11 protein-coding genes are annotated in these 14,409 nt (G+C 39.2%); 8 read left to right on the top strand and 3 right to left on the bottom strand.

Annotated features, from left to right (window positions below):
* Positions 1-324, bottom strand: a 324-nt coding sequence (locus tag ACKI39_RS09300; protein ID WP_407399857.1) for a discoidin domain-containing protein, incomplete at its 3' end; no start/stop codon positions are given.
* A 147-nt stretch (positions 325-471) separates the two neighbouring features.
* Between ACKI39_RS09300 and ACKI39_RS09295 the strand changes: the two genes are divergently transcribed.
* The 5 genes from ACKI39_RS09295 (at position 472) to ACKI39_RS09275 (ending at position 7,645) form a co-directional block, all read left to right on the top strand.
* Positions 472-879, top strand: coding sequence for an acyltransferase (locus tag ACKI39_RS09295; RefSeq protein ID WP_407399855.1), 408 nt, complete (start codon positions 472-474; stop codon positions 877-879).
* 78 nt (positions 880-957) lie between these two features.
* The gene (locus ACKI39_RS09290; protein WP_407399853.1) at positions 958-2,334 is read left to right on the top strand and encodes a hypothetical protein; all 1,377 of its coding nucleotides are present in this window, start codon (positions 958-960) and stop codon (positions 2,332-2,334) included.
* A gap of 18 nt (positions 2,335-2,352) precedes the next feature.
* Positions 2,353-5,265: an NADase-type glycan-binding domain-containing protein gene (locus ACKI39_RS09285; RefSeq protein WP_407399851.1), complete on the top strand. Its 2,913-nt coding sequence runs from the start codon at positions 2,353-2,355 to the stop codon at positions 5,263-5,265.
* A 96-nt stretch (positions 5,266-5,361) separates the two neighbouring features.
* Positions 5,362-6,339: a UDP-glucose 4-epimerase GalE gene (galE, locus tag ACKI39_RS09280; protein ID WP_407399849.1), complete on the top strand. Its 978-nt coding sequence runs from the start codon at positions 5,362-5,364 to the stop codon at positions 6,337-6,339.
* Between the two features lie 73 nt (positions 6,340-6,412).
* The gene (locus tag ACKI39_RS09275; protein ID WP_407399847.1) at positions 6,413-7,645 is read left to right on the top strand and encodes a M20 family metallo-hydrolase; all 1,233 of its coding nucleotides are present in this window, start codon (positions 6,413-6,415) and stop codon (positions 7,643-7,645) included.
* 56 nt (positions 7,646-7,701) lie between these two features.
* Here the strand turns inward: ACKI39_RS09275 and ACKI39_RS09270 are convergent, their stop codons facing one another.
* Positions 7,702-9,045: an MATE family efflux transporter gene (locus ACKI39_RS09270; protein WP_407399845.1), complete on the bottom strand. Its 1,344-nt coding sequence runs from the start codon at positions 9,043-9,045 to the stop codon at positions 7,702-7,704.
* A gap of 157 nt (positions 9,046-9,202) precedes the next feature.
* Between ACKI39_RS09270 and ACKI39_RS09265 the strand changes: the two genes are divergently transcribed.
* Complete coding sequence (locus ACKI39_RS09265; protein WP_407399843.1) at positions 9,203-10,666, top strand: chorismate-binding protein; 1,464 nt, start codon at positions 9,203-9,205, stop codon at positions 10,664-10,666.
* A gap of 225 nt (positions 10,667-10,891) precedes the next feature.
* Here the strand turns inward: ACKI39_RS09265 and ACKI39_RS09260 are convergent, their stop codons facing one another.
* The gene (locus ACKI39_RS09260) at positions 10,892-11,041 is read right to left on the bottom strand and encodes a hypothetical protein (RefSeq protein ID WP_407399841.1); all 150 of its coding nucleotides are present in this window, start codon (positions 11,039-11,041) and stop codon (positions 10,892-10,894) included.
* Here ACKI39_RS09260 and ACKI39_RS09255 point away from each other — a divergent pair.
* Together ACKI39_RS09255 and ACKI39_RS09250 are read left to right on the top strand one after the other, a co-directional pair.
* Positions 11,036-12,661 carry an EAL domain-containing protein gene (locus ACKI39_RS09255; RefSeq protein ID WP_407399839.1) on the top strand — a complete coding sequence of 542 codons (1,626 nt, stop codon included), beginning with the start codon at positions 11,036-11,038 and terminating at the stop codon, positions 12,659-12,661. The two genes, ACKI39_RS09260 and ACKI39_RS09255, sit on opposite strands and share 6 nt — an antisense overlap.
* 132 nt (positions 12,662-12,793) lie before the next feature.
* Complete coding sequence (locus ACKI39_RS09250; RefSeq protein WP_407399837.1) at positions 12,794-14,392, top strand: bifunctional anthranilate synthase component II/anthranilate phosphoribosyltransferase; 1,599 nt, start codon at positions 12,794-12,796, stop codon at positions 14,390-14,392.
* The last annotated feature ends 17 nt before the right edge of the window (positions 14,393-14,409 follow it).

Below are 14,409 nucleotides of genomic sequence, written 5' to 3'. Positions count from 1 at the left end.
CTTAAGATAATAATCCTTGCTTACAAAACCGTTTACAATCTGGATTTCATCAAAGGAAACAGGTTCTGCAAATTCAACAGTAATTGATTCTCCAATGCCAGAGCCTTTCTGGTCAGCCTCGCACCAGGTGCTGTTAAAGTCTCCGTCAAGAATGTTGATGGGCGGATAAAGATATTTTCCATCAAACTGGGCTTCAACAAGTTCGCTTGTGGCTGTTACGGATTTAACGGATGCAGATTTAGACTGTGCCTTGAACCATTTTGACTGGGCAAAAACACTTGCTCCAAGTAAAAGGCTTGTGGTAATGACAAAAAACTTTTTCATATTTCCCCCTGGTTTTATCTTGAAAAAATCAGTGTTAGAAATCATTATACACATATGTTGAATTCTTTTAAACGGTTTATTTTTAATAAGGTTCTGGATTTTTTTCCTTCAACCTGCTTTGGATACAGAAGATTTATCCTTCGACTTATGAATGTGGAAATTGCTTCAACTGCAAAAATAAACTGCGGTTTTAGAATTTACGGACCAGGAAAAGTCATCATAAAAGACAATGTGTGGATAGGACAGAATTGCCATGTCTATACTGCTGGATTCAATACTGTCACCATTGGCGAAAACTGTGAAATAGGACCAGAGACCACTTTAAACTGCCAGAGTCATCATATAGAAGGAAGTGAACATAGGGCAGGCAAGTGCATCCTTCACGACATTGAACTTGGTAAAGGAATCTGGTGCGGCATGAGGACTACAATTCTCTGTGCAAAAATTGGTGCTGGAGCTGTCATAGGTGCTGGAGCCTTGGTTCTCAATGATGTCCCTGAAAATGTCCTTGCGGCTGGAGTTCCTACAACCGTAAAGAAGGAACTTAGTAGATAAATGATAAAATCAGTTTCAAAATTTAAAATAGTTCTTCCGGTTATAATTGCAATTGCGGTTTTTGTGTGCAGATTGCAGATGCTTTTGCAATCATCTGAGCCCGCAGGCCTTGACGGATATTTTTATGCGCTCCAGGCAAAATCCTTTGCGTTGAACGGTCGCCTGGAAAATCCCGACTACAAAATTGGATATTATCTCTGCGGTGTATTTGCCTTCATATTCAAAAATCCAATTTTGGGCTGCAAGGTCTATTCTTCCTTTGTTTCAGCATTGTTGGTTTTTTCCATATATATCGCATTGAAATCCCTTAAGGTTGATTATGGTTTTTCGGTTTTGGGAACGGCGGTTGCCTTTTCTTCTTTTGCGCTAAGTTCCATGTGCATCAATTTCATAAACAATCTTACAGGAATAACTTTCTTTATTTTTTATGTAGCATCGATTTTTTCTGTTTCTTCAAAAGATGAAAAGATAAATACTGACTTTATACTGCCTGCGGTTTTGTTTGCCCTTTGCACTCTAAGCCATCTTGTTTCTGCGGCTTTTGCTTTTGTCTTTACGGTGCTTGTTCTGTTGAGAAAATTGTCCTGTAAAAAGCAGCTGATTCTTCTTGCCCTTTCAGTTCTTGCGGGAGTTATTCTGTTTTCAAGGCAGCTTCCAAGATTTCATTCTGTTTTTAGCATTGGTCCTGTTTTACCAGTCTTTTCACAATTCATGAAGAAGGCCATTGGATTCAGTATTTCTCTTGAGCTCTCTGTGATTTTTGTTCTTTGCTGGATTTCTTTTGTTGGTGCTGTCTCCTACTGCATTCATAAAAAAACTTTTGACATTCTGCTTTTCTTTGTTCCTGTTTTGTTTTTTCCTTTCTGGAATCTTAATGTCCTTGATATGGGCTACAGGATGCTTCTTAGTGCAGTGCCCGCAGGCATTATAGTTGTTTTCTTTGTTCTGGATAGAGTGATTAAAACTAAAAAGAAAAGACTGATATGCCTTATTCTTTCCCTTGTCTTTATTTTTGTTGGATTTACAACAAAATCAGTCTACGATGTAAATCGGGATCCGCCTTATGCCTATTACAAAAAAATTGTGCAGAATATTGAACTTCCAGATGATTCCCTTTTGATTGCACACCTTGGGATGAATCATGTTTACACCTATGAAAAAAATCTTCGTGATGCCCTTAACTATGTTCCAGATTTTCCTGTTCCTGTGGAAAAACTATGGCGCTTGGCTTACGGTGTAAATCCCATTGCCATTGAAGACAAGCTTTATGATGAACCTGAAGAGATTCTGGAACGATGCATAAGGAAAATCGATTCATCCTATATTTTGATTCGGGAAGACCTGTGGCAGAAATTCCTCGAAAGGGAAGAAGAGATTTATGTAAATAATTACTTAAACTGGTTTAATCCACATACGGTAAGACCTGCTTTCATCAGAAAAAAAAGAAATAATTAAAAATAGAAGGAGTTGAAAATGAAAAAAATATTTATATTGGCATTATTAAGTGGATTTTTTTTGTGCAGCTGTAGTGCAAAAAAGAATGAGACAGTTGCTAATCTTTCCGTTACAGAGGAGCTTAAAAGTTTCATCAGTAAGCAGAAGAACGGGGCTTCAAAGACTTTTAAATATTCAGGAACAATAAAAAATGATGACTGGAAACAAATTGCTAAACTCATAAATGGCAGTAGTTGTGATCTTTCCCTTGATTTTTCTGAAGCTACCTGTTCAAAGAACGATATGAAATCTTACATTCCTTCGGACTGTTTTAAAAGTACAGCCAGACTGACAGGAATAAAGCTTCCTGATGGACTAGAAGAAATTTATAATAACAATTTCTGTGATTGTACTGATCTTAAATCATTTTATTTTCCTAAGAATACTGTAATAAAATTCATTGGTTATGGAGTTTTAACTCGTGTTCATAGTCTGGAAGAAATCCATCTGTATAATTATAGTGGCTTAATTACGAATTCTTTTCTGCATCATCTAGGTAAGCTTAAACTTCTTGAAATGCCTGAATATCCTGTGCGTATGGAAAGGAATAAGGATGATTTTAAGGAAGATGATTTCGGCTCAATTAAATTCGTTCAGATGGGAAAGAAAAAAGTTCCTTTTGATGAATGGTTTGAATTGTGCAAATCAGTAGAACCAAAAGATGTTGCAATTGCTTCTGCAAAAACTTCTTCCTGCGCTGCTGAAAAATACTCTGCAGATAAACTTATTGATGACAGTTGGACCAGCTGGGTAGAAGGTAAGGATGACGAAGGAATAGGGGAAACAATTGAGCTTACACTTTCAGAACCTACTTCCATAGCTTGTTTGGAATTGAAAAATGGTTTTGGAAATTTTGACTACTATCTTTCAAATAACCGCGTAAAACAACTTGAAATCACTCTTGATGACATGGCTGAAACTACAGCTGTCTATGATATTGCTGATTATCCTTTTTTTCAGACAATTCCTATTTTTAATTATAAAAAAGCCTATTCAAAAATTAAATTGACCATAAAGAATGTATACAAAGGAACTGGAGCTGATAACGATACCTGTATTTCAGAAATCCGTGTGAATAATTATTTTAAAGGGTATGAAATGGATCCAGGGTATAACCGACTAAAATCCACATTAGGTTCTCTGGAGCATGGATACGAATATCGTTTTTACCCTGTTTCAGATGGCCGACATATAATGGCTGTAAATCATTATGATGAAGAAAACTATGAAACAAAAGAGTTTGCGGGTTTCTTTATTTATGACAACGGAAAGTGGAAGTCTGTATATGGCGAAGCTTTAGGATTTGAAAAAACTTCTGCACCATCTTCAATTCAGTCTGTTATAAATTTAATTGAAGAACTAAAAACCAGAAATATTAAATACAATCTGCGTAACAGCAGAAATAATAAAATCATGATCTATCCTTTCAAGGAAAAACTGAAATTTGAATTCATTTGTAAAGAAGACGGTTTTTCAGAATATGAAAAAACTCCATTCTCTGTACTGTGCAATGGAACTCCTGAAGAATTACAGAAGTATGGTAACTGGAAAAAAATCCTTTATGACGATGCGGGTGGAAATTATAATTTCCTTGTTTATGCTGCAATATTCAATACCAATCCTTCGATGATTCAATATCTTGTTGAAAACGGATATTCGCCAAATGAATATTATTCTGAAGGCGATGCATTAAAAATTACTCCTTTTGAGGCAAGCATAAAATACAATAACCAAATTACCAAAGCTGCATTGATTTCATTAGGTGCCTCCTATCGTGAAGAACTTCTTATTGATGCTTTTATAAAAGGAAACCTAATTGAATTCAATAATTTGGTTCAGTGTTATGCTGATGTTTCTTTCATTTTGGGGCACTGCAATACTGCTCTGTATCGCTGGCGTGAATTTGGAGTTGGTGAACCTTTGATTCCACATATGGAGAAATTCCTCAATATTTTAAAGTCCCGCAATGTAGATTTCTCTCAGATAGTTGGAGATGAAAAAGGTCGTGAAACTTCATTGCTTGATCAGGCCCTAAGATATGGTCCAAAATTCCTGAACCTTGTTCTGCTTTATGACTGGAAAATCAAGGGAAATGAAATTGCCGATTACATTTATGATTCCCGCTATCATGATGACAGAAAAGAATTCATTTCTGTTCTTGAAAAACTTGATAGAAAATCACCTTTTAAGGATCTGTCAGAAGATCAGAAAACCAATATTACTTTTAAAATTGCCTACGATGCTTATTCCATTGATGAAATAAAATTCTTTGCAGATAGAAATGCACTTTCCTTTAACACAAAGGATATATATCTCGCAGGAAATATTAATGTTATTGAAAATCTGATGTATGATCTTAGGAAAGATAATGATCATGATGAAGTAATTAAATTCTTGATTGAATCTGGCGCCGATGTGAACCAGACATTCGTGAAAGGTGGCAAAACCAATACTTTGATGGGAACAATGATGCGTTCTATTTACTACAACTCTGTCTATTGCGAAAAGCATTATAAGCTCTTTGAGTATTTATATAAAAAAGGTGGTCGTCCATCTTATGAAGAACTGAATTATTATGTTGTCGGTTATGGACTTGATTCACCTTATGATTTCACTGATGAAGATTTTGAGATGCGCTTTAATTATATCTATAAAACTTTGTTCCACGATTATTCTGGAAAAATAGTTTCAGAAGGAAAAACTCTTGCTCAGCTTGTAATTGAAAAACTTGGAAAAAAATATATTGATGATATTATGTTGGGAAAACTTGAGGTTAAACTTCGTTGGATGGTTTCAGAGCTGAAGGCGGCTGGCTGTGCCGAAGACTGGAAAAAAGAGTGTTTTGAAAAGGCAGGTTTCTCTAAGGAATTTTCCGAGCGGGTTGGAATATAAAATAGGGCAACTGTTTGCTCAAAATGGTTTTTCATAAATTGAAAATCAACTCTCTTTATGGGATAATACACTTAACAGATTTATAAGGAGCAGGTCATGAAGGTACTTGTTATTGGTGGTGCAGGATATATTGGCAGTCATGTTGTAAAGGAACTTATGGCAAAGGGCCACAAGGTAACTGTTTTTGACAATCTTTCAAGCGGACTTAAGCAGAATCTTTTTAAGGAAAACGGATTCATCAAAGGTGATATCCTCAAGGTAAAGGATCTTGAAAAAGCTTTTGCAAAGGGATTCGATGCTTTTATTCATCTTGCTGCTTTCAAGGCTGCAGGTGAATCAATGATCTGTCCTGAAAAATATTCCATCAACAACATTACAGGTACACTGAACATCCTTAATGCCGCTGTAAAGTATAACTGCCTTAACATGGTTTTCAGTTCAAGTGCAGCAACTTTTGGAGAGCCACAATATATTCCTATTGATGAAAATCATCCAAAGAATCCTGAGAACTACTATGGATTTACAAAACTTGAAATAGAAGAATTCATGGCTTGGTATGAAAAAATCAAGGGGCTTAAGTTTGCTGCCCTCCGTTATTTCAATGCTGCAGGTTATGATCCTGAAGGTGTTCTTTACGGTCTTGAAAAGAATCCTGCAAATCTTCTTCCTATTGTAATGGAAGTTGCCTGTGGAAAGCGCGATAAAATGAAGATTTTCGGACAGGATTATCCAACTCGTGACGGTACATGTATCCGTGACTACATCCATGTATCTGATCTTGCAACAGCCCATGTTATGGCTCTTGAATATATTTCAAGCAAGAAGGAAAGCCTTACTCTTAACCTTGGTACAGGCAACGGAATCACTGTTACAGAAATGGTTGATGCCGCCCGCCGCATTACTGGAAAAGAAATTAAGGCAGACTATGTTGAACGCCGTCCTGGTGATCCTGCCCAGCTTACTGCCAAATCTGACCTTGCAAAGGAAAAACTTGGTTGGGAAGCAAAGTATAGCGATGTGGATACTCTCATCGGGTCAACGTACAATGCATACAAAAAGTTCTACAAGATGTAGTTAAAATAAAGCCGGTCTGGATGATCGGCTCTTTTTTTTTGACTTAAATTATTATACTCTCTATAATTGGAGTATGAACAACGAAGAATTCAATCAGCTTAAAGATTTTATCTATGAAAATACTGACTTTGCAGTAGACCTTGAAAAGACAATTACAGCAGTTCCTGCTCTTGCTCCTGAAAATGGTGGAGACGGGGAAAGTAAAAAATGTGCCGCTCTTGAACAGTGGCTCATTGCAAACGGAATAAAGAACCTTGAACATTTTGATGCTCCTGACAGCCGCGTATCTTCTGGTGTCCGTCCTAATCTTGTTGCTACGATTCCAGGTAACCTTGATGACTACAATATCTGGGTTTGTGCCCACATGGATGTTGTTCCTGTTGGAGAACTTTCCCTTTGGAATACGGATCCTTGGCAGGCAGTGGTAAAAGACGGAAAAATCTATGGCCGAGGCGTAGAAGACAATCAGCAGGGACTTTGTTCTGGAGTCCTTGCGGCTTTGAGTTTTGTAAAGCAGCATATCATCCCTGAACACACAATCAAGCTTCTGTTCATGGCAGATGAGGAAGTTGGTTCAACATACGGAATGCTCTGGCTCTGCAAGAATCATCCGGAGCTTTTTGGAAAGAATGACAGAATCTTTATTCCTGACGGTGGTGATCCTAATGGCGAGACTATTGAGATTGCAGAAAAAAATCTTCTCTGGCTTAAGTTCCATACAATCGGAAAGCAATCCCACGGAAGCCGTCCTGACCAGGGATGCAATGCAAAACTTGCAGCCTGTGACCTTGCCATGCGCATCAATGATTTTGAAAACAAATTTGGAAAAAAGGATTCCATGTTTGAGCCTGACCATTCCACATTCCAGCCTACGATGCAGAATGCCAACGTTAGCGGAGTCAACATCATTCCTGGTGATGATGTCCTTTGCTTTGACTGCAGAATCCTTCCTTGCTATACGCTTGATGAAGTGCGTGCAGAAGTTGCAAAGGTTGTTTCTGATGTTGAAAAAAAATACGGCGTGAAGATTGAAGTTTCTGTACCTCAGTCCGCACAGAGTCCTGCAACATCAAAAGATTCCCCTGTGGCAAAGGATCTTGCTTCTGCCATAAAGGCAGTCCACAATGTGGAACCAAAGTTCATCGGCATTGGTGGAGGTACTGTTGCTGCTGAACTCCGCAACATGGGAATTGATGCTGTCGTATGGTCAACCATGGATGAACTTGCCCATCAGCCAAACGAATACTGCATCATCGAAAACATCGCAAAGGATGCTGCAACAATTGCTTATCTTGCAATTCTTTAAAATGAAAGTGGCTGGTTTCAAAATTGGGACCAGCTGTTTTATTTTATGAAGCATTATTAAATCACTTTGTTTTCCTTCATTTTGAGTTTCAGCGTTCTGCAGTAGATTATCCAGACCCAGGCTGCACCTAAAATCCAGATGATTGGTTCTGTTATTACAATTCCCGTAAACCCAAGGCATGGAACGAAAACAGCGACTGCAAGAACCTTTACCAGCATTTCCATGATGCTTGCAATTACAGGTGTCTTCTTTTTGTTCATTCCCTGAAGTGCACTTCTTACGATTACCAGTACGCTTACAAAGGCATAGAACGGAAGGTTTGTTATCATGTAGAATTTTCCAGCGTTGATTATTTCATCACCGACATAGTTTCCTGTAATGGATTTGACCATTCCTTCTGCAAAGAAGATTACAGCAATCCATTCGAGGGCGTTGATTATCCATGCGATAAGGATAATCTGTCTGGTAGCCTTCTTTATTCTGTCAAACTGCTTTGCTCCATAGTTCTGACTTGTGAAGGCTGCTGCGGTTGAAGAAAGGGCTCCTCCCGGCATGAAGAAAAGCTCAACATATTTTCTGCCGGCTGTATAACCTGCTATGACATCTGCACCAAGGCTGTTTATTCCAGTCTGAAGAATAACGGTTCCCGTGGTTACTACTGAAATCATCATGCTCATTGAGATGCCTTGAGGAATCATCAATGAAAGATAGTTTTCCTTCATGCTGAAATCCTTCAGCGAAACGATCAAAGTGCGTCTTCTGAAGAGGCAGTAAATCAGGCTTGATATTCCTGCTACCAACTGAGAAATTACTGTTGCCACTGCTGCTCCCGCAACTCCTTTTTCAAGTATTGCGATGAAAACATAGTCAAGAATGATGTTCAATACAACGCTTACAATTTGAAAAACCAATGGAATGAAACTATCGCCTAAGGCCCTAAGCACATTCGATATCACGTTGTAAAGCATTGATGATGAAAGTCCAAGAATTGATATTGTCAGATATGCGGAAGCGATTCCATGGATTTCTTCTGGAATCTGAGTCCAGAAAAGAATTTTTTCTTTCAGTACTAATCCGATGGCCGTAAGAATCGCAACAAGAATTACGGAAAGAAGATATGTATGTGCGATTGTTTTCTTAAGCTTGCTTTCATTTCCTTCACCGTAAGCCTGTCCTATGATGATGGAAAATCCCGATGCAAATCCCCAGCAGATGAAGTTAAAGAGATTTGCAATGTTTGATGTTGCTCCGACTGCGGCAAGTGGATCCGTTCCAAGAAATCTTCCTACCATCATTGTATCAACGAGGGTATAAAGCCTTATGAGGGCAGTACCCGCAAGAAGTGGAATTGAGAACGAAATTATCTGTTTTGTAATGTTTCCTTCAGTTAATTTTTTCATGAGACAACTTTACTATTGTGCAAATGGACCGTCAATAAAGTCATACTATAATGGTTATTTAAATGGCAAAAATTGCAGGAAAAAACTCTTGACAAGTGTTTCTATTGATAGTAACATTGTTACTATCAATAGAAACAAGAAAACGAAGGGGTTCAGCATGGCAAAAAGAACTGACAGCATTTATTTGACTTTACCAAGTGACAGATATACACCATTCAGTCTGGCAAGAAAAATCGGAGCCAAGGCTATTCTTGAAAGTGCAAGATTCAACATGGGAAAAGAAAGGTATTCGATTCTCATGGCGGAAGAAGCCTTCCATATTCTTCAGGATGATGAAGGGATTGCATTTATCATTGATGGTCGCCGAGTTCCTTTTACCGCACAGACTGCTGGACTTTCTGATGACGAGATGATTGCTCCAGGTTCTACAGTAAAGCATGAGGTTGATGTTCTTGATGCCCTTCTTTATGTTGCCCAGGAAAATGAACTTCCTGTGAAAGGCATTCCTGTCCCTGCAAGTGGAGTAGGTTACTTGAGCTACGAGTTCTGTGCCCGCTGTGATACCATCAATCTTGCACCTCAGAAGGATGAACTAAAAATTCCTGAAAGTGAATTTGTTGCAGGACACCTTTACATTGTTTTCGATCACTTTACTGAAATGCTCCATGTCTTTGCCTTCAACTATAACGAACATCAGATTGATCTTCAGAAGGCTGTGGACAATCTTAAAAAGCGTCTCAATGATCTTGACTTTTCATACCTTGCTCCTCCTGAAGAACCTCTTCCTTGCCGTACAATCACAGACCTTGAACAGAGTGAACGCGAATACAAGGAAAAGGTTGTTGCCCTTAAGAAAGAAATCATCGCAGGTAATATTTTCCAGGCAGTTCCTAGCCGCCGCCTTCAGATTGAAAATGAAAACAGCGCCATGGAAATCTACCGCCGCCTCCGTTCGGTAAATCCAAGTCCATACCTTGTATTCATTGATTTTGGTGACAGGCAGCTTGTAGGTTCAAGTCCAGAAAGCCTTGTCCGTGTTCGTGAAGGCATTGCTTCAATCAGACCTATTGCAGGTACAAGAAGACGCGGTAAGGATGCTGCTGAAGATGAGGCATTGAAGGCAAACCTTCTTGCTGATCCTAAGGAAAAGAGTGAACACCTGATGCTGGTTGACCTTGCAAGAAATGACCTTGGAAGAGTTTGCGAAAGTGGTAGTGTTGAAGTTACCAGATATATGGACTGCGAATATTTCAGTCATGTAATGCATCTTGTAAGTGATGTTCAGGGCAAGGTAAAGGATGGCATGAAGCAGATTCAGGTTCTTCGTTCAGCATTCCCTGCAGGTACTGTAAGCGGAAGTCCAAAAATCAGTGCCATTGAAATTTTAAGCCGCCTTGAAAAAATCAAGAGACGTTTCTACGCAGGTGCCATCGGTTATCTTCAGACAAGCGGAGACCTTGACTTCTGTATCGGTATTCGCTGTGCGCTTAAGCAGGAAAGCACATGGACACTTCAGGCAGGCGGTGGAATTGTATACGACAGCAATCCTGACCGTGAATGGGAAGAGACAAACGAGAAATTGGGTGCTCTTCGTGCTGTCTTAGACAATACAAAAAAATAGTATTTTAAGGCTGTCTTTTGAATGAGGACAGCCTTTTTTTATTAAAATGTTGTCTTATGTAAATAAAGTGTTAAAATATTCCTTATGTACAACATACTTGGGGAATTCTGCTCGCTATTAATATCAGTTGTTTTTCTATTCTTTATTTTAACTTCTTTTTATCTTAAGGAGCGCAGAAATTTTTTATTTCTCCTCTGCGATATAAGCCTGCTTTTAACCTGTGGATCAGACATTCTTTCCTGTGTTTGCATAACGGAATTTCCAAAGTATTCCCTGTGGCTTTGTAATTTTACTTCCACTGTCTTCTTCCTGAATCTTTGTGCGCTGCCATTTATATTCTGCCTTTACTTCTATGCTTCCATCTCTGCCGTGCATAAGTTTTCAAAAATATATCATGGTGTTCTCATATTGATTTTTGCTGTCTACCTTTTCCTTGTAATAGGAAATCTTTGGACTGGCTGGATTTTCCGTTTTGACCCAGAGAAGGGATATGTTCGTGGAAATTTAAAATATTGTACTTTTATCATTACGGGACTTCAGGTTATTGTAACGGAAATTGCCGTTCTAAAGCACAGACGTGTTCTTTCTTCAAGAATGTTTTCTGTCTTTGTTTTATATCCTGTCATCAGTGCCATAGTAATGTCCTTTCAGATTTTTAATGAGTACTGGCTTATGTCTGGATGCTCTGGTGCAGTCACTATGATTCTTATGTACCTTGCAATTCAGTCTGACAGAATAGAAATAGATTATAAGTCCGGGTTAAAGACCGTTCAGTACCTTGAAAGGACAATGTCAAAAAAATTACGTGCCTGTACTCTGTCCATGATTTCTGTAGAAAACCTTGGAGTTCTTCAGGAAACATTTGGTTCCACTGAAGTTGATAACCTTGTATATAATCTTGTACGCTCTTTCCGTTTTAGCATCAGAGGAAGTTTTTATAGAAACGGTTCAAAGTTCATGGTGGTTTCTCCCCATGGTTTTATCGATACCCTCGAAAAACAGATTAAAGAAGCCTTTTCAAAATACATGAACATTCTGGATAAGGAAGGACGAAGCTATAGATTTGAATTTATTGCGGCAAGCATCAACATACCAGAAGATGCCGGTTCCTATGAAGAAGCAATCGAACTCTTGAAAGGTCTTATGGACAAAGCAAGAAAGGAAAAGACCTGCTGTGTTGTCCATAGCAATGAAAACTTCATGAATGAATTCAGAAGAAAGAAAACCATCATCAAGATTCTTGAAAGGGAACTTACCCCTTCATCAACGCAGTATCAGGTTTATTTTCAGCCTATCGTTTCGATTGAAAAGCAGAGGTTTGTATATGCGGAAGCGCTTTCAAGACTGATCGGCACGGAGATAGGCGACATAAGCCCTGCGGAATTCATTCCTATTGCAGAGAACAACGGTCTAATTGAACGGCTTGGAAAAGTCAACTTTGAAAAGGTCTGTGAATTCATCAGTCAGAACATGGATGTGGTAAAAGCAGTTTCCGTAAACTTTTCCGTTTATCAGATGCTCAATCCAGAGATTAAGGATTTTGTGTTTGGCACTATTGAAAAATATGGCATCAAGCCTGAGAACATCATCATGGAAATTACGGAGAGCATTCTCATCGATGATTTTGAGCTTATAAGAAACAGGATGGAAGAATTTGTCAAGGCGGGAATCATTTTCTATCTTGATGACTTCGGTACAGGCTTCTCCAATTTTGCAAATGTCATTCGTCTTCCGTTCTATACAATCAAGATTGACCGTTCCTTTGTTCTTATGATGGAAAAGGATGAGGAGATGCTCAAACTGGTCAAGAACCTTATTTCAACCTTCAAGGATTCCAATCTTAAGATTCTTGTTGAAGGCGTTGAGACGGAAAAGCAGGATGAACTTGTAAAGCATGCTGGAGTTGATTACATTCAGGGATTCCTTTATTCAAGGCCATTGCCTATGAGTTCATATCTTGAGCTTCTTAGAGGGCAACAAAAAAAGAATAGCTAGTGGTATTGGTATCCTGTCGATTTCATGCTCTTGAATCGGCAGGTTTTTTTTTGAAAATTCTCCTTGACAGATGTTTCTACTGATAGTAACATTGTTACTATCAGTAGAAACATTAGAAACAGGAGAAATTATATGATTCTTGTAATCGATAACTATGACAGTTTTACATACAATGTGGTTCAGGCTTTGCAGCGCCTTGGCAATGAAGAAGTTAAGGTAGTACGCTCAAAGGAAATCACAGTCGAAGAAATTGAAAAGCTTGATCCAAGCCGTCTTGTAGTTTCTCCAGGTCCTGGAACTCCATCGGAAGCAGGTGTTTCAGAAGATGCCATCAAATATTTTGCCGGCAAGATTCCTATTCTTGGTGTATGTCTTGGACACCAGGCAATCGGTGAGGCTTTTGGTGCTAAAATCGTTCAGGCTAAAAGAATCTGCCACGGTGTTGTTGAAGAAATGGATACGGATGGCCGTGGACTTTTCAGAATCGTTGGAAAGAAATCTTCATTCACCCGTTATCATTCACTTGTAATTGATGAATCTACTTTGTCTCCTGATTTTGAAATCACAGCACGTGCAGCTGACGGTGACATCATGGGTATCCGCCATAAGTCAATGATGATTGAAGGCGTTCAGTTCCACCCTGAATCAATTGCAAGTCAGGCTGGAGACGATATTTTCCGTGCCTTCCTTAACTACCGCAGGGAAAATCTTCCTGTGGCAGAAATACTCAACACTGTCATTGCAAAGAAAGACCTTACAGAAGATCAGGCTTGCCTCTTTATGGAAAACCTTGCGGACGGAACTCTTGATCCTTGCGTAACAGCAGGTGTTCTTGTGGGACTTGCATCAAAGGGACCTGCAGTAAGCGAAATCGTTGGATTTGCACGCGGACTCCTCAAGGTAAAGAAACCTTTGCCTGTTGAATTCCATAACCACGCGGAAATCGTCGGTACAGGTGGAGACGGAAAGGGAAGCTTCAATATTTCTTCATTGTCGGCAATTGTATCTGCAAGCTGCGGACAGACAGTCACAAAGCACGGTAACAGAGCCGTAAGCTCAAAGTCAGGTGCCGCAGACTTCTTTGAAAACCTTGGAATCAACATCATGGCTGATCCTGCAAAGACATGTAGCCTTATTGAAAAGACAGGTTTCGGCTTCCTTATGGCAACTGTTTACCACAGTGCAATGCGTTTTGCAGCTCCTGTCCGCAAGGCTTTGGGAATAAAGACTATCATGAACATCATGGGGCCACTCCTTAATCCTGCTTCTGCTGAATATGAAGTTCTTGGCGTATACTCAAAGGATCTGCTTGATACCTATGCACATTCGGCAAAGAAGCTTGGTGCAAAGAGGGTACTCGTTGTGACAAGTGAAGACGGTTATGATGAGATTTCTCCTTGTGCAATCACCCATTGCTATCAGATCAATGAGGATGGAAAGGAATATCAGTATTCAATCGATCCTGCAAAGTACGGAATCACTGATGCCGATGAAGCTGAACTCATGGGCGGTAATGGTGCAGACAATGCTGCCCTTGCAATGGATGTTCTGAACGGAAAAGGAAAGAAGACAATCAAATATGCAGTCTGCCTTAACACTGGTGCACTTCTTTACATCAGCGGAAAAGCAAAGACAATCAAGGACGGATATGACATGGCAATGGATTCCATCAACAGTGGAAAAGCACTTGCAAAGCTCAACCAGATTGTTGAAGTTTCAAAGAATGCTTAAGGCTGCACGGTAAAAAA

This window comes from Treponema sp., from assembly GCF_045641405.1.
GTDB lineage: Bacteria > Spirochaetota > Spirochaetia > Treponematales > Treponemataceae > Treponema_D.
Note: the sequence above shows the minus strand (reverse complement) of the source record. Positions and strands in the feature narration are given on the sequence as shown.